Consider the following 15,017-nt stretch of genomic DNA (forward strand, 5'->3'; position numbering starts at 1 on the left):
CCTCAAGGCACGATCGAGCGCGATTGAAGGCCGCGCGACCAGTCGAGCGCCGCCGACATCGACGGCGACATCGAAGCGGCGAGCGCGCTTTCGATCATCGCTGTCTTCTCGATGATCTGCATGATCGCAGAGACTTTGGCTTGGCCTGTCGCTTGCCGCTGGATGAGACTGCTACGCACTTCGGTCACTTGTCCGCGCCAGATCGCCAACTTGGCTTCGTCTGCGGCAATAAAGCTCGCCATCGAACGGCCAGCTTCCGAGACGATCCGGTCAAGGATTGCATAGAGCAGGTCGACACTCGCAATCTCAGCCAGCGTATCGCGGTCATCGGTCGGCATCCCGCGCCCATAGGCGGCTTGAACAGTTAGTATCTTGTAGAGCGGGATCGAGGCGACCTGAAGCAGCTCCTTCTCGGCATTCCCGATGGCCGTGTCCGTCCGGATAGCATCGACCATATTGCCAATGAGCTGCGCCACGCGTGGTCTGATCGCCTTTGCGTTCGAAAGACTCATCTGCTGGAAACTCGGGTTCAGGCAGAGATCGGTCTCATCGCAGCGGAAGACGCGCACGCTTTGGCCTTGGGTTCCATCAAGCAGCGCGCTCACCAGCGTCGAAGACGCATCGCCAGCGAAGGGCACAAACTTGCCCGGCTCGTCATCCTTGGGCGGGACGTAGATAACCGTGCCGATCAGCGTCATGGCGTATTCGGCGAGCTCGCGGTCGAAAGTGCCGCTGGGGTTGAAGAAGGCGCTCTCTTTAAGGACGTGCCAGGTGTAGTTGCGCGCTACGCCGGGATTGACGTCGGCATAGTCAGTACTTGCGCTTTCATTTGTGGAAGCGCGCTGGCCTCGCGTACCGCAGCCATGCTTGGCAGCGGCATAGTCGGTGAAGATGCCTTCAGAATTCCCGATCGCTTCGCAGATCGCTTTGTCTGCCAAATCGCCTTTGGGCCAGAGCCCTCCCACCAGCCCCTGCGCCATCTCACAGGAGTTGATTGAGAGATTGTTCATGAGCTGAGCCTTTTGGCTAAACTCCTGCATGATCTTATTGCATTCAGGGCAGACGGTATCGATCGCCAAGCTGAAGGCAAAGCCGACTGCATTGTTGGCCACCGCCTTCATCAGCGCGACCATCTCGCTCGCATTGATAAAGGAAAAGGAGCCCGCAAAGATATCGATCCCGCCGCACCCCGCACGCGCTCTTGGCAATTGCAGATTGGCGATGTTGGTCGTCTTTTGCGGAAATCGCGTCCACACATTGCCCAGACTATAGTAGCCTGCGGACTGGCCTTCGAAGGCGGTTGGACCAGTGACGTTGGCCGCCGCGCCCATATCATCCATGAAGCGGTCCATGCTGTCGCCGACATTTGCCGCAAGAGGCGAGGCTATCATGCTGGCAGCAGCAAGGCCGAGCGCAGCGTTTCTGATGCTAGTAATCATGTCCGGCTTCCTTTGAGGTGAGGAGATAGATGCGGTCTTGCAGCTCATCAGCGGACAGCACACCGTATCCGATCGGGATCGGCCGTTTGGCCTCGCTGTCCCACAGGACCAAAGCGGGCGTTGCTTTGGTCTCAAGGCCCATCCGCTCTCTTTGATTGGTCTCGACCCTGTAGTCGGGGAAATGCCTTGACGGCCCGCCATCGGTTGAAATCGCGCGTACGGTGATCCCCCAGCGGCTGGCTACGCCTTTAACGATCGGGCTCATCACTTCGCAGGGGCCACAAGTGGCGCTAAAGAAATAGAATAAGCCATAACGCTCCGAGAGCCTGCCCATCACGGTGTCGCGTTCTGCTGCCCGCACATCCTGCCACTGTTTTTTGGCGACCGCACCGACAGGACGCTGCAGCGTGTAATCGAGTTCGGGATCCTGCCAGATGGCCCGCTGCCAGACGTCGGAGAAGAGCGAAGCACGATCGAGCTGCGCGCGCTGGAAGCGGATGTACGCTGCGACATTGACTCTCGTCGGATAGAGGATCGCGCGCGCTTTCAACTCGCGCAGCTCGCTGGTAATTGCTTCCAATTCTTGGGTGGCTGGTATCGCCTCCTGCTCCGGTTCTACCTCTTGCTGTGGCTCGTTTTTGGGGATCGGCTTGGCGCAATAGAACCAATAGCCGAGCTTGCGCTCCTGGCAGTAGAGCGTGTCTGCTGCAGAGCTTCTCTCGGTGCTCTCAACTCGCTGTGCGCTTGCTGGCACTGCGCTCAAGACTGCCGAGATGAGGATTAGCGCGAGCCGTGATGCTATGCTGATCATTGACCGCCCCTTGCGTAATAGTCGTCGATCTTTTGCTGGATGAGGATGCTCGTTTCGAGCTCATCGGGGAGGCGCGCCGCTTCGGTGAATTCGGCATAGACTTCGCTGAAATCCATGAGGCTCAAATCAAGCTGCGCAAACTCGTCGAGGGTAAATCCTTTGCACTGCTCGTGCTTGGGCTTGTCCCATGGTTTGGGGAGCTGTTTGCGACCCTGTTCCTGCAAGATGCGCGAGAGCTTACTCTCAAAGCAGCAATAGGCTTTCTTCTTGGTCAGGCAGACACCGAGGAATTTCTTCGAACAATAGGTCCCGACATAGGCACAAAGCCCCTGCGCATCGCGTTCATGGAGCAGCACTTCCTCGCGGTCGCAGCCAAGCGCGACCAGCAAGCTGATGCCGGGGATCAGCGGAAAGCCTTTGCCCTTGCAGCAATTGAGCACGCCAAAGACTTTGGACGAGCAGGTGTTTCGGGTCCCGCGGAATAGCGTCAGCGTATTGGGATCGAACTGCCCACGCGCCTCATCCATTGCATTGAGCGCGGTGACCGCATCTTTGAACTCATCATTGGGCGTGCGTTCAATGGTCTCGCAGCTTCCATCGATGCAATAGACATCGCCATCGCAGACGAACTGGGGTGAGTTCTCGGTTTCTGGAAGCGGGCATTCGTAGATGCGCTCCCAGGTCTCACAGGGAACCTCCTCTGTGATGCATTCTTCGCGCACAAAGCGGCAGGTGCCGAGCGCTTCGATATCCGAGCAATCGCTTGCCGCTTCGCGTGATGTGCAAGTGTAGCTTCGCTCCCATTCCCAGCAGCTCTGGGTGACAGCCACTCCATCAACAATTCGGGTTCGCGGGCTCTCATCGGTGCAGATTTCCGCATCGAGTGTGCAATCTCCATCCTCCGCAAAAGGCTGGCACTGGGTTTCATCTGGAGCGGCGTCGACCGTGCTTTGCGTGGTGATCGCATAGGGCGTGTAGCGCGAGTCAGGCGCGTCGCAGGAAATCTCAGCGATAGGATCGCCCGGTTCAGAGCAGTAACGGTTAAAGCCGTTATCCCACCACTGCAGACATGGGCCTGGTCGATAGCCGGTGATGCGGCACAAGCCGCTGTTAAATGAAGAGCACCATGGGAGACCTTGTTGGATGCCAGTATCGTTGCAGAGATAGTGCCATTGCTGGCGCTGGGTCACGCTTGCGACTAGCGGGACAGAGCATTGCCCCTGGGCTTGCTCGACCCGTGTGCCTGTGTTGCATGTTGCTGTGTAAGTGCCAGCGGACCCGGAGCCAGGCGGCAAGGGGACGCATTCGCCTTGACTGCCCGAGATCGACATACCGCTGGTGTAATCAAGCGGTGCCTTATTGATTGCCAGACTGCGGGCGATCACCGCTTCAATATCATCGCTTTCGAAGCGCGCGCGATTGGCCATGCTGTCGCGCACCAAGCGATGGCCTTGATGATTGCGCGAAGTAGCTGTGGCCGCTCCCTCGATCTGGTCGGGATTATCGGCGAGCCGCTCGAGATTTCGCACGGCGTTGCGGTCAAAATTGGGAAGCTCGGATGCGTTCGGCTCACTTTTGCTTGCCGCTTGCGCTTCACCGCGCAGGCTCTCGCCAAAGGCTTTGCCATCGCTTCTGGCCTCCTGCTGCTGAGCCGAGGCAGGCGCGGCAAGCAAAGACAGAGCGAAGAGTAGAGCTTTGATGGATGATTGGCGGATCACATGTGCTCTCCTTGCATACGGCGAAGATGAAGGCGGGCAAGGCGGGCACCGGGGCCGCCGCCGCCTGCAAAGGTCTCGAGCACTTCTTCCACGCTGATATTGCCAGCCACGCGGTCATGTGGTGGGACGGCATCGGTGCAGTCGAATCCATCGCATGGAGAAAAATCGCTGGCGATCATGACGAAGCTCGGTGCCGCTTCGATCTGGAAAGCGCGAAAGAGACGCGGATCAATGCCGAGCGCGCCGGCTTCATCACCATCACTCCAGATTGCTGCGAGACGCTGCTTAAAGGCTTTGCTGTCGCCTTGAGGGAAACCTCGAAGGACAGTGATACCGCCCGCTTGGGTCATGTCTCGCACCAGCGCTTTCAGCGAAGCTTCAGGCATGCCGAGCGAAGCAAAGGCGATGAATTTGGGTGTCTCAGTGAGGCTCGCCGCTTCTGCATCGGCTTGCGCGCGGATCATCCCATCAAGATCAAGCGGACCTTCATCCACCGCCGCCTGCGCAGTTGCGGCGTAGCCAGCGCGATTATCAATCGCCCCTTGCTGGGTTTGTTTGGCTTCTTGTGCCAAAATATCGGCTTTCGTGCGCACTGCGGTGGCGAGCGCTTCGGCGTCTTTCGTGTGTTCGCTCGCACGAGCCCGGATTTCGGCAAGATCCAGCTCGGGTGAAGCATCCTGTGCCGAAGCCACAGCCACAGTTGCAGCGATCGCAATGCTGGTGATGGCGAAGAGCGAAAAGACGTGTCTCATAGCGCGCAGCAATTCCTTTTGCGCCAGACGAGATATCCCATGTCTTCGCCAATGGCGGGGATCATCTGTCCGGGGGATTGAAAGGTGGTCGATGCCCCGATGGGCGGGCATGCGTAGCGGCCTTTGGTCGCCGGATTGGGGTTGGTGGCTTGGAAGCGATATTGCTGCTTCCGCATCACAGGCATGAGGTATTTGCCGCAAAGCCCTTTTGAGCCCATCGTCCCCCATGAAACGAGCTGGCGGTGCAGCTTGTAGGCAAAGCGTGAGAGCACAAGCCGCGAGGCTTGCACATGGCCGATCGAGGCCGAGACATTGCCATTCATCGGATACATTGAGCCCTGGCAGCCCGCGCACCAGAACATTTCATCAAGCGGAAGATTGGCGGTCGAAGCCGCGCAGTCGGCAGCGCAGGCGGCTAGCGCGAGCGGATTGGCGAAGAGCACCGCTTCAGGGTTGATGATCGCGGTAAGCTCGCTGTCCTGCCACAGCGGATCAATCTCGGAGATGTAGAGAATGTCGATTGAGCCGGGTTCGAGGCACAGGAAATCAGCAACGATCTCCATCCAATAGATAAGAGGATAGGCGTACCAGTGGACGTGCCAGCTTGAATAATACTGGCTTGCCCCGCCGATTGCAGACGGCCCGGAAATCGAGCGAAAGCCGATATCGAAGCCGGGATCGAGCTTCATCCCGCCCAGATTGACGAAGCACCATGGCTTCATGCTGACATCAGCAAGCCGGACAGGCTCCCAGAAACCCATGGCGATGCCGGGCCGGATACCGCACAGGCAAACGGGCAGGTCGGGATTGTCGGGATCGGGCCGACTGCTAGGCCAGATTTCTAGCCCGCCCACCGAGATCGGGAACAGGCACGACCAACAAATATCGGTGATCGGATTGACGAATTGCCCGGTGCATTTGCCCGGCCCGGCATCAGCGGAAGCGGGCGAAGCGAAGGCCAACGACAACGAGGCGATCACGAGAGCCAGGAAAGCGCGGAAACTGCTCATGGCCGCACCTTCCGCGTTGGCAAAGCGATCTCGCTTACCTCAAGTATGCGCCCTTGCTGACGCACTCGTGCTGGCACAGCTTTGATGTTGAACTTGGCCGTGAGTTTGCCGGCTTGATCGAAATAGAAGCGGCGTTGACGAGCTTTCATGAGTTCGAGCGGTGCGCCTTTGACCAAGATCAGCTTGGCCTTTGAGTCTTGCTCAAGCGCCCATCGGATCTGCGCTGGATCATCGCCATCGAGGAACAGAAGGTCAGCGCGCAGCTTCACACTGTCGAGCGGATTGACCCGCGTTCCGGCAGCATGGATGAGCTCGCCTTTTGCCCCGCGAATATCGGCAGCCAGCGTGATGGTTGGATCGAAGATCCAATTGCGGCTTTCATGCGCGCGGATGAGACCGGGAACAGGATCAGGCCGACTAACCCGCGCAATCGTCCGCCGCTTCAATTCCTGATTGAGCCGCGCGGTCTCGCCCGACTTCTCCATTGCCACAAGGCGCGAGTGGATTTGTTCGAGCAGGTCGCGCTCGACAATCGGAAAGAGCGCGCCGCGCTGACCGTAGTCGCGCGCTTCTGCCTGTGTCGGCAGGATGGCGAGTGAAAGTGCGATAGGGGGGAGTACAGCGCGCATCACAGGATAGCCCTCCCGCTGCCCATGATCTGCCTGGCGCAGACAAAGCCTATTTCCGCATAGCGGCTATCAAGACCGCGCGGATGACCGGTTCCGGCATAGAAACACCCTTCCGGGATCTCGCCTTGCGGCCCTTTGGCAAGCGAAATGCCCAGGCTGGTTTTCTTGAGCCGCGTCGCGATGGGCTTCCCATTGATGAAGACTTGGTCGCCTTCATGGCGAACCACATCGCCGGGCATGCCAAGCACGCGCTTGCCGAACATTTGTGGTTCTTTGCCAAAATGGGTTTCGACGAGCTCGCTTTTTGGTGGCTCAAAGAATATCAGGCTGTCACGCGTTATCTGCGCGTCTTTATCGAGCCAGAACGCCCAATTGGGCAGGCTTGGGCTCGCATTGATGAGGAAGGCGTGGTTTTTGCTAAAGGCATCGAGTGGTGCCCAGGCGAGCGGCAAGAGGACGACCCCTAGGAGGAGCAGCGGGCGCTTGAAGCGAAGAGGCAGATTCATTGTCGCTCTCCCGCTTTGAGCTTTTCAGCGATGCGCGCTTCAAGTTCGGGCGTTGCATCTTCGGCTGCGCCTGCGAGCACAGCTTCGGCAACCAGAATGACGCGGCCATCGCGCCCCATATCTTCAACCGCGCTTTCCGCTGCTTTGAGATAGGCAAGGCTTGCCGCCTGGACCGCCGCAGGATCGGCATCGGCCCTTGCAGCCTCTTCAACAAATGTCCCGATCGTCTCGGCAAGCCGGACTGTGACGATGCGTTGGATGGGTGGTTCGTTTGTGATCTCTCGCGTGATCCATGCGCCCCAAAGCAAAGCGGCGATGCAGGCTGACATGACAAGCGCTTTGAGAAGGAGCGGGCGGGTTAGGTTTGCATCAGGCATGGGACACCTCGTCTTCATGGAGACGGCGCTCAAGCCGACGCAGGAAACCTGGTATTCTAAAGAGGGCAAGCGTCCCCGCGATTATAAGGAAGGCGATCTGCAAATCCGATGCAAAGAGCCGCTGCGCTAGGGGTTCAGCGGTTCGGTAATGGTCAGCAAGATTGCCAAGCTGCGCGAACAGCGTGGTGAGATCCCAGCCTGCGAGCAGCAGAAAAACGAACAGCGGCAGGCCAAGCACCAGTAACAGAGTGCTGGCTGCGAAGATGACGCATTCGATCAGCACAAAGCAGCTGCCTTGAAAGAGCGCGAGCCAATTGAAGGAGCGCCGCGTACGCTGTGCCCATTTCGTCAGGGGCAACGGTGTGCGATCGACAAGCGTGTTGGTTTCGAGCGTCATTGGCTTTCTCCCGAAACGCCCGCAACCAGAGCGACTGCGCGTTCTAGAGGCATGCCGCTTCCGACATGGCTCTGGATGGCAGCATAGGTGTCAGGATCAGAGGAGAAGATCGTGGCTGAGAGCGGGTCGAGCACCAGCCTTCCCACCGCTTCTGTCTCTGGGCCCTTCACATAGATCTCGCTATATTCGGTGCCCGAGCGCTTGAGGCTGCGGATCAGCGTCTCAGTGCGGTCATCCATGTCGAGCCGCGCTTCCTTGCGGAAGTCGGCGATGGTCTCGGGCTTTTGCTGGAGCACAAGCATCCAGTCGCTGTTTTCAAGCGCGGCGCGCGCGCCATCCGATTTGTAATAGTCATTGAGAGACTGGGTGGCAGTCGCAAGAGCGCCGCCATATTTGCGCGCTGTTCGAGCGTAAGTCTCGACAAACTCGCCCATCGACCCGCCTTTGAGCATGGCCCAGGCCTCGTCGATAAGGAGCAGCTTCTTGGTTGCCCTAGAGCTGCGTGTCATCGCCTGACCGGTCATGAACATGATGGCGGAGAGAACGACGCTCCTCAGTTCCTCGCGGCTCGCCAGATCGCTCATCTCAAAGACGGTGAAATCATCTTCGAGCGCAAAGCTGGCTTTGCCTGAGAAAAACCCGGCATAGCTCCCACCTTGGCAAAAGGGCGCAATCGCTGTCGCAAGCTCTTTGCCCGCTTGGTTCTCGCTTGAATGAAGCGCGTGGGCGACATCATCCACGGCCCCGCCGCTCCCAAGTGCATCCCATACATGGGTCACAGCCTGATCAATCAGCCCACGCTCGGTGTCCGATGGCGCCGTGCTTGGCCGCGCCATCTGGCCGATGATCGCTTTGATCATGGCAAAGCAATCGAGCCGGTAATCTTCGTCGACCTCGGCGCGCGCATCATCGACCATCGAGAAGGGGTTGAGCGAAAATCCAGAGGCGAGCGTAAACTCGACAAAGCGACCGCCTTGCAGCTTCACTGAATGTTCAAAGCTGCGGCCATCATCAATCACGACAACCTTCGCGCCCGCGCCGCGCAAAGCGGTGCAGAGTTCTTGCAGCAGCACCGACTTGCCCGAACCGGATTTACCGCAGATCGCGATATTGTGATTGCCCGCGTTGTTCTCGAAGGGCGACCAGAAAAAGGGTTGGCCGCGCCTTCCAAGCAGCAAGAGATGCGGGATTTCTCCGCCAAGATACTCGCCTTGCATCGGCGCGATGTTCGCGGCAGTCGTTGAGAGCATCGTCCGAAAGCGCTTGAGACGCGCCATGTCTTGAACAAGGCCGTCTGCAAGGCTCAGCGGGAACGCAGCGACCAGACCTTGCAATTGCAGGAAGCGTTCGTCGGCCAAATCCCATCCGGCCGCTTTGTAGATTGCCTTGATTGTGCGCTCATGCGCATCGCCTTCGCCAAGCGGGGAGATGGTGGTGACACCGTAGAAGAGTTTGACCAGTTTCTTGCCCGCTTGAAGCTCGGCCTGAACGTGTTTCCATTCGGCCGATTGCTGGGAGAGATTGGGAAGAAAGCGCGCGCTTTTCGTTTCAGAAAGGCTGGTCGTACGCATGAATTTATAGCCTGCACGAGCGCTAGCTGCTTCCTGATCGGGATAGTGCAGGCACAGCATCGTGGCTGCAGGGCAAGGGAAGCGCAGTTTGTCGGTGAACATATCACCGATGAGGCGCGCACATTCCCACGGCGCCCAGCGTTCAGGTGTCGAACGCACGCCATAATGGCGAACGTCAAAGCGGTCGGGATAGCATTCGCCCATTTGCGGCACGCCATCGCGGCTTCGCCCGATTTCGCGAAAGCGCTCGGTGCGAAGGATCAACCGATCATCTTCGACTTCCAGTTCGATATCGCGTCGGATCGCTTGGGCATCGAGCGTGTCTTCGCGGTTCCAATGTGTAGTCTCACGCTCGCGCGCCGTGGTGGGCGATGTGAGTTCATCGATCAGCGCCAAGAGCCCAGCGGGCTCAAGCGGGATTGACGAAAGGCCCAGCGAATTGAGCATGCCCATCAGGCCCTTGCGGCATTCGCTAAGCTCTGCGTCGCTCACATTGCTTGGAACTGGCACGCCAAGCGAAATGATCAATCGTGTATGGCGGGCATGGAAAGGCGCGTGCTCGGAGCCAGATTGCCAGACAAGATCGTAAAGCCGGTCGGTGCGCGCTTTAGCTATCGCTTCATAGATGCCACCTTGCTCGTAACGCGGAGCAAACCAGGGCGCGACAATCGAGCCGATGCGCGGGCTCGCAAAATTGAGCACTTGGAGGCATGCGCCCCGCGGCAGACTTTCAGAAAAGAACTGGCCCAGGATTTCGCCCGTGCGTTCGTCGGCACCGATCAGCGGGGTTACTTCAAGCGCAAAGCCTTTCGAATGGGCGTTGCGATAGAGCCCAGCGCCTTGATCGAAGACGCGGTAGGGTAGCCAATCCGACAGCATTTCAAGCGAAAAATGCGCCGCCGTTTGGTCGGCCTTTTTGGCATCGCCGAACAGGCCTGAAAGAAGCGCATCGCGCGCAGAGCTTAGTGAGAGGGTCATAGCGTCTCTCCATCATCTGTTGGCGATTGGGGCACCCGGCCTGGGGAGGGGGAAAGGCCGGGTGCCCCTGCGGCCGGCGCTTTCGCGCCGGGCAGCTCCGGAGAAGTCTGGGAGGGGATAACCAGAACGTCCGGGAGCTGCTGCGGGGTAAAACTGGAAGGTGGAGCAATGGGTTGCTTTTGCTGTGTGCCTTGGCTGGCACGGCCGAGCGCGCGAAGAACGTGGCCCGTTGAAAGAGGTGCTCGCCACTCCGAATGCGGCGGCTCGGGCAAAGGCACATGGACAACGCGCGCTTCGTGCTCACGTCCGCTGGCATCACGCCGCGCAGCGACTACAATACGCAGCTTGCGGTCGCTGCTTGGCGCTGTGACCTGAGTGACAGGTTCTTGAGGCAAGCTCGCCTTGGTCGCGGCATCATCAATCGCCGATGTGGGCGCGCAGCTGCCACCCGGCGCGCGGCAAGCGAAATCACCGCTCACATTGCTGCCCAAAGTTGCGCAGCCACTGATTGTGACAGCGAGCCCAGCAAAGATCGCAAGCTTGTAGGTGCGCCGGCTCATTGGTCCGCTCCGCCTTTGGCAAAACGGATCAGCGTTTGCGCATTGCGGTAGCCGTGAAGCACTGCACCATCTTTCGCGCGAACGATGACGGGCGTTCCGGAAAAGCCATTGGCTTTGGCAAAGGCCTCATTGGCATCTAGCGCCTCGCTTACATCGCAGCTCGAGGGTATTGGGTGTGTCTGCCCGGCATAAGCCTGATGCATCGCTTTGACGGGATCACGCGCGCAGAGCACACCTTCAGCCATCCGGCGGCTTGATGCGCCAAAGATCGAGATCGGGCGTTCTTCGATGAAAAGGCCTGTGTCTGTGAGGGCGCCGGTGAGCTGGCGGCAATAGCCGCATTGAAAGTCTGAAAAGACGATCAGCTTCTCACCCCTGGGATTGCCCCAGTGCACTGCGCCGTCTTTCGGAAGGCCAGCTGTATCGACTTTGGACTTGGCGGCTTTGGCTGGGTGGCTTTGATCCGCGCTATCAGCGCCTCCAGCGGCGCGCGCGGCTCCTGCGGCCAGAAGATCGGGGTTGAGCTCGATCAGCCGAGTGGCTGTCACATCACGGCGTTTTTCAAGATCATAGAGCCGTCCGACGAAGAGATAGCGCGCCGCCTCGTCGATATAGAAAAGCGTGTCGCCTGAGACCACTTCGCACCAGGGCGCAAAACTCTTGCAATCTAGCGCATCAATCGGCGTTTTTGGCAGCCGGAGCTTGAGCGCCTGGCTGACATCGCGCGCAATCGCGGCATGGGCCGGGATGGCGGTCACCATGGCGACACCGCTGGTGAGCACGGCAGCGGCGCTCGCTGCTGCGATCGAGAAATGAATAGCCCGTGTCATCAGACCGGGACGAAAATCGTGAAAGTTCATTGAGAGGGGCTCCTGACATGGACGCCGTCGAGAAAGACGATTTCGACTTCGATGCCGGTCGGCATCTCGACGACGGGTTGGTACTGTTCGGCGCGTTCGATGAGGTATTGGCTGACGGTGTCGGCGGCTTCGCCAGCGCCTTGACCGAAGCCGCCTGCAAGAATGTCGGTGGGGGAAAGTGCGCCGCGCTGGCCATCCTCGCCGACACGGCCGGCGAAAATGCCATTGGCGTTGGCGGAAAAGCCCCGGCCAAACCCGCCGACAATCCCAGCGAGCAGCGCTTGGCTTACAAGACTGCCTTCGCGGCTTACGACGCGACCGCGAACGCCGGACTTGCCAGCAAAGGCGATGAAGCCTTTGACGTCGCTTACCGCATAACGACCGCCTGGCTGCGCGCAGGTCATGCGCGCTAATTTGACGTAGACTTTCTCAGCCGAGAGATCGCCGCGCGCCGCGCCATTGACGAGGCAACCGGTCAAATCGGTGGTGAGGAGGCGATTGCCTTTGAGGACAGAGCGCGCCGGGCCAGTGATGCGCAGCACCACAGGGAGCGGATCGCTTTGACTGGTCACGCCCGTAGACGCATCAACCCCGACAATGACCGTCGCAGGCGCATAGCTGTTGGGCGGAAGGTAGTCTCTGCCCGCTTCCAAAAGCAGCGGCGGTGCTCCCTCGTTTACATTGGTGGGCGCAGCCTTGGAGTTCTCGCTTTTAAAGCTGAGCAGGCTTGCTTTTGGCTCGGTGAGCGCTGCCGGCTCCAATGCTGTTGGCTTGGAGCCAGGCTGAGGCGGAGCAATCGGCGCGACAGGCGCCACAGGAGGATTCCCTCTTGCACTTTCGAGCTCCGAACGAAGGGCCGCATTCTCAGCTGAGATCGCATCGATCGCGGCCTGGCCATCGCTCAGCATGCGCGCATTCTCGCTGCGCAGCGTGTCGAGTTCCTGTTCGATTGAGCTTTTGGGAAGCTGGCTTTCTTGCAGGTCCTTGATCGCCCGGCCCTGCGCATCGAGCCGATTACCGTAGGTCGCCACAAATTCCCGCTGAGAGAGATTGCGGTTGACCAACCCGCCTGTATCGATGGTGGTTGCGCTGCCATCCGCGCCATTTTCCGCTTCATCGCCGCTGAAAATGAACATCGACCCGCCGATGAGGGCTACTGAGCCGATCCCGGCGAGGAGCAGCTTTTGCCGTTTGGCGATCGCGCTGTTGAGACCCGCTCTTTTGCTGTCGGGCGCTTTGGCATTGCTCTCAGCCATCACTTCAGCCCTCCCTTGGCAAAGACAAGGAAGGCCCGCGTCGTCTCGCCGGGTGCGAGCGTTTCGCTGGCATAGGCAAAGGCCAGCGCGCCTGCGGGCCCATCGCGCTCATTTGCAAGATCGATTGTCTCAGATCCGAGATTGCGCAGGGTGAAGGCTTGGCCGGTGAGTTCCCCGCCCTCGTATTCTGCAACCTGTTGGACTTCGAGGCTGCCAGTGCGGCGCGAGCGTGACAGCGCAGCCCGCGCTCGGAAACCTGGCAAGACGGCATCGCTCGCCATCGCTTCGATCAGACGGATCGCGGCTTTGTCTTCGGATGGTCCGGAGTTCAAGCCGTCGCCATCTTCGGGTTTGGCTAGCGCTGGATTGGTGACGAAGAGCTGGCTCGCTTCATCGCCTTCGATTGCGCAGACGAATTTGTAGACATGGCCCTTACTGCTGGTGGCAAAGAAGCTGACCCGTGCGCTCGCATATTGCTGCGGGACGGAGACATAGATGTCGCCGCGCACTGGCTCATGCGTCACTTCAAAATCATTATAGGGATAGCCGCTTGCCATCTTTGAGACATTGGCAAAGCCGTCTTTGATCAGCGCAATCCGGGTGAGCGCACCGCGCGCGAGGACGCAATCAATCGTTGCCCCATCAGCGGCTTCGACAAACTGATCGGCACGCGCAGGGGAAGCCTGGATGAGCGAGGCTGAAGCGAGCAGCACACTTGTAAGGGCTGTCGGCAGGGACCGGGTGGAGAAGCTCATTGGCTTTCCTCCTCTTGTGCAGGAAGTTGGCGGAAACCGGTCAGTCCAAGGCTGAGGCCGCGGCGCTGCCAGATGAACTCAAAGCTGCGGGTCTGGCTGGCGATCACTTGTGCGCCGACAAAGGTCTTGAGCGTTCCGCTGACGGTCGAAGTGAGTGCGTCAGGATCGACATGGATTTGTGCGATCACGAACGCCTGACTGATGTCCGAGCCGCGCTGCTCATCGACGATTTTGATAAGCTCAGCCTTCAGTTGTCCGCGCGCAGAAGGATCAGCGAGCTTGAGGACGCTCTCCATCCAATATTCGAGGCTTTCGGGCGCGCGGTTGAGCAACATCAGCGCTGTGTCGCGGGTAACAAGTTCCAGATATGGCGCATCGATCGCGCCGCTGGAGAGCTCAACTTTTTGCGACGTGATTGGCATGAGGATGAGCGTTTCATCGCGGGTTGCTGCGGCACCGACGGCGAGAACCGTGGTGAGGCCCAGCACGCCTGCCAGCGCGGCAAAGCGGTTGCGCTGCTTCAAATGGCGCTGCGCTTCTCCATAGGCGAATTCAGATTTCATTTGCTTCCTCCCTCAGCCGGCAAGCAGGCGGCAATGGGAGGGCGGCGTGGCTTTCAAGCCGAGGAAGCTCCCCGGCAAATACCAATAGGCAGCGTGCACCAGTTTCGAGCTTGCACCAGATCTTTTCGCTTTCCGAAGAGCGAACCAGGTTACGGCCGCGAGGCCAGTCCCGATGAGAATGTGCTGCGCTAGAATGCCCCAAGCGAACGGGATCAGCAGTCCCGCAAACTCATCGATTGTCCAAAAGCCAATCAGCTCCGGATCATCGAGTCTTTGAGGCACTAGGTATGTGTCGGCCATGCCGCCCTCCTTTCAGCGTAACCAGCGATCAGATGGTCGCGGTCACGACAGAGGTGACGATCGGCACACCCGTGCCAACGCCGATGCCAACGCCCACAGGCACAGCGACCTGGCCAAGCGCGAAACGGCCTGAGGCCAGCGCGATGAGGCCACCGGCGAGGCTAAGGACGGTAATGATCTTACCGCCGGAGCCTTCGAGGAAGTCTGTGAACTTCTGCAGCGCGGGATCGAAGGTCGTATCAGCGCCGGCATAGGCCGCGCCGGCGCAGGCCAAGGCAACGGCTGCCGGGACGATATAATCGCGTGTCCGAATGTTGCTTTTGGCCTTTGGGGGGAGAGTAAGGGGCTTGGTCATCGAGGAACTCCATTGGGAACAAGAAGCAGCGATGTGTTCGCTGTATGTTCTTTCCTCGAGTGAGTGGCAGGGTGTAGGAAAAGCGAAACTGAGAATTGATGGCCTGCACCAAGCAAAATTCAGCAATGGGAGGGATCAAGGCCAGAAACTGAGCCGACAGCCCGTCAAATCGAGAGCTTT

General features: G+C 59.2%; 17 protein-coding genes. All 17 read right to left on the bottom strand.

Going from position 1 to position 15,017, the window contains the following annotated elements; translation table 11 throughout:
* Positions 1-2: 2 nt before the first annotated feature.
* Genes ACFCXQ_RS05325 through ACFCXQ_RS05405 form a run of 17 tightly spaced genes read right to left on the bottom strand, consistent with a single transcriptional unit; the run spans position 3 to position 14,837 of the window.
* Positions 3-1,439: a conjugal transfer protein TraH gene (locus ACFCXQ_RS05325; RefSeq protein ID WP_379553789.1), complete on the bottom strand. Its 1,437-nt coding sequence runs from the start codon at positions 1,437-1,439 to the stop codon at positions 3-5.
* Entirely contained in the window at positions 1,429-2,250 is an 822-nt protein-coding gene (locus ACFCXQ_RS05330; protein WP_379553791.1) for a conjugal transfer protein TraF, read from the bottom strand. The genes ACFCXQ_RS05325 and ACFCXQ_RS05330 overlap by 11 nt, the downstream gene beginning before the upstream one ends.
* Positions 2,247-3,965, bottom strand: coding sequence for a conjugal transfer protein TraN (locus tag ACFCXQ_RS05335; RefSeq protein WP_379554552.1), 1,719 nt, complete (start codon positions 3,963-3,965; stop codon positions 2,247-2,249). Before ACFCXQ_RS05335 ends, ACFCXQ_RS05330 begins: the two co-directional genes overlap by 4 nt.
* Entirely contained in the window at positions 3,965-4,720 is a 756-nt protein-coding gene (trbC, locus tag ACFCXQ_RS05340) for a type-F conjugative transfer system pilin assembly protein TrbC (RefSeq protein WP_379553793.1), read from the bottom strand. Before trbC ends, ACFCXQ_RS05335 begins: the two co-directional genes overlap by 1 nt.
* Positions 4,717-5,730 carry a conjugal transfer pilus assembly protein TraU gene (gene traU, locus ACFCXQ_RS05345; protein WP_298336065.1) on the bottom strand — a complete coding sequence of 338 codons (1,014 nt, stop codon included), beginning with the start codon at positions 5,728-5,730 and terminating at the stop codon, positions 4,717-4,719. The genes trbC and traU overlap by 4 nt, the downstream gene beginning before the upstream one ends.
* Complete coding sequence (gene traW / locus ACFCXQ_RS05350; RefSeq protein ID WP_379553795.1) at positions 5,727-6,359, bottom strand: type-F conjugative transfer system protein TraW; 633 nt, start codon at positions 6,357-6,359, stop codon at positions 5,727-5,729. Before traW ends, traU begins: the two co-directional genes overlap by 4 nt.
* The gene (locus ACFCXQ_RS05355) at positions 6,359-6,865 is read right to left on the bottom strand and encodes a S26 family signal peptidase (protein ID WP_379553797.1); all 507 of its coding nucleotides are present in this window, start codon (positions 6,863-6,865) and stop codon (positions 6,359-6,361) included. Before ACFCXQ_RS05355 ends, traW begins: the two co-directional genes overlap by 1 nt.
* Complete coding sequence (locus ACFCXQ_RS05360) at positions 6,862-7,242, bottom strand: TrbI F-type domain-containing protein (protein WP_379553799.1); 381 nt, start codon at positions 7,240-7,242, stop codon at positions 6,862-6,864. The genes ACFCXQ_RS05355 and ACFCXQ_RS05360 overlap by 4 nt, the downstream gene beginning before the upstream one ends.
* Positions 7,235-7,639, bottom strand: coding sequence for a hypothetical protein (locus ACFCXQ_RS05365; protein WP_298336072.1), 405 nt, complete (start codon positions 7,637-7,639; stop codon positions 7,235-7,237). The genes ACFCXQ_RS05360 and ACFCXQ_RS05365 overlap by 8 nt, the downstream gene beginning before the upstream one ends.
* Complete coding sequence (gene traC / locus ACFCXQ_RS05370) at positions 7,636-10,188, bottom strand: type IV secretion system protein TraC (protein ID WP_379553801.1); 2,553 nt, start codon at positions 10,186-10,188, stop codon at positions 7,636-7,638. Before traC ends, ACFCXQ_RS05365 begins: the two co-directional genes overlap by 4 nt.
* Positions 10,185-10,748, bottom strand: coding sequence for a hypothetical protein (locus tag ACFCXQ_RS05375; protein WP_379553803.1), 564 nt, complete (start codon positions 10,746-10,748; stop codon positions 10,185-10,187). The genes traC and ACFCXQ_RS05375 overlap by 4 nt, the downstream gene beginning before the upstream one ends.
* Positions 10,745-11,608 carry a DsbC family protein gene (locus ACFCXQ_RS05380; RefSeq protein WP_379553805.1) on the bottom strand — a complete coding sequence of 288 codons (864 nt, stop codon included), beginning with the start codon at positions 11,606-11,608 and terminating at the stop codon, positions 10,745-10,747. The genes ACFCXQ_RS05375 and ACFCXQ_RS05380 overlap by 4 nt, the downstream gene beginning before the upstream one ends.
* Positions 11,605-12,864: a TraB/VirB10 family protein gene (locus tag ACFCXQ_RS05385; protein ID WP_379553807.1), complete on the bottom strand. Its 1,260-nt coding sequence runs from the start codon at positions 12,862-12,864 to the stop codon at positions 11,605-11,607. Before ACFCXQ_RS05385 ends, ACFCXQ_RS05380 begins: the two co-directional genes overlap by 4 nt.
* Complete coding sequence (locus ACFCXQ_RS05390) at positions 12,864-13,619, bottom strand: type-F conjugative transfer system secretin TraK (RefSeq protein ID WP_379553809.1); 756 nt, start codon at positions 13,617-13,619, stop codon at positions 12,864-12,866. Before ACFCXQ_RS05390 ends, ACFCXQ_RS05385 begins: the two co-directional genes overlap by 1 nt.
* A complete protein-coding gene (locus ACFCXQ_RS05395; protein WP_379553811.1) occupies positions 13,616-14,182 on the bottom strand; it encodes a type IV conjugative transfer system protein TraE in 567 nt (188 codons plus the stop codon). The genes ACFCXQ_RS05390 and ACFCXQ_RS05395 overlap by 4 nt, the downstream gene beginning before the upstream one ends.
* 12 nt (positions 14,183-14,194) lie before the next feature.
* Positions 14,195-14,482 (bottom strand): type IV conjugative transfer system protein TraL, encoded by a 288-nt coding sequence (traL, locus tag ACFCXQ_RS05400; protein WP_298300501.1) that lies wholly within the window; start codon positions 14,480-14,482, stop codon positions 14,195-14,197.
* Positions 14,483-14,510: 28 nt separating this feature from the next.
* A complete protein-coding gene (locus tag ACFCXQ_RS05405) occupies positions 14,511-14,837 on the bottom strand; it encodes a hypothetical protein (protein ID WP_379553813.1) in 327 nt (108 codons plus the stop codon).
* Positions 14,838-15,017: the final 180 nt, after the last annotated feature.

It is taken from the genome of Qipengyuania rhodophyticola (assembly GCF_042493225.1).
Taxonomy (GTDB): Bacteria; Pseudomonadota; Alphaproteobacteria; order Sphingomonadales; family Sphingomonadaceae; genus Erythrobacter.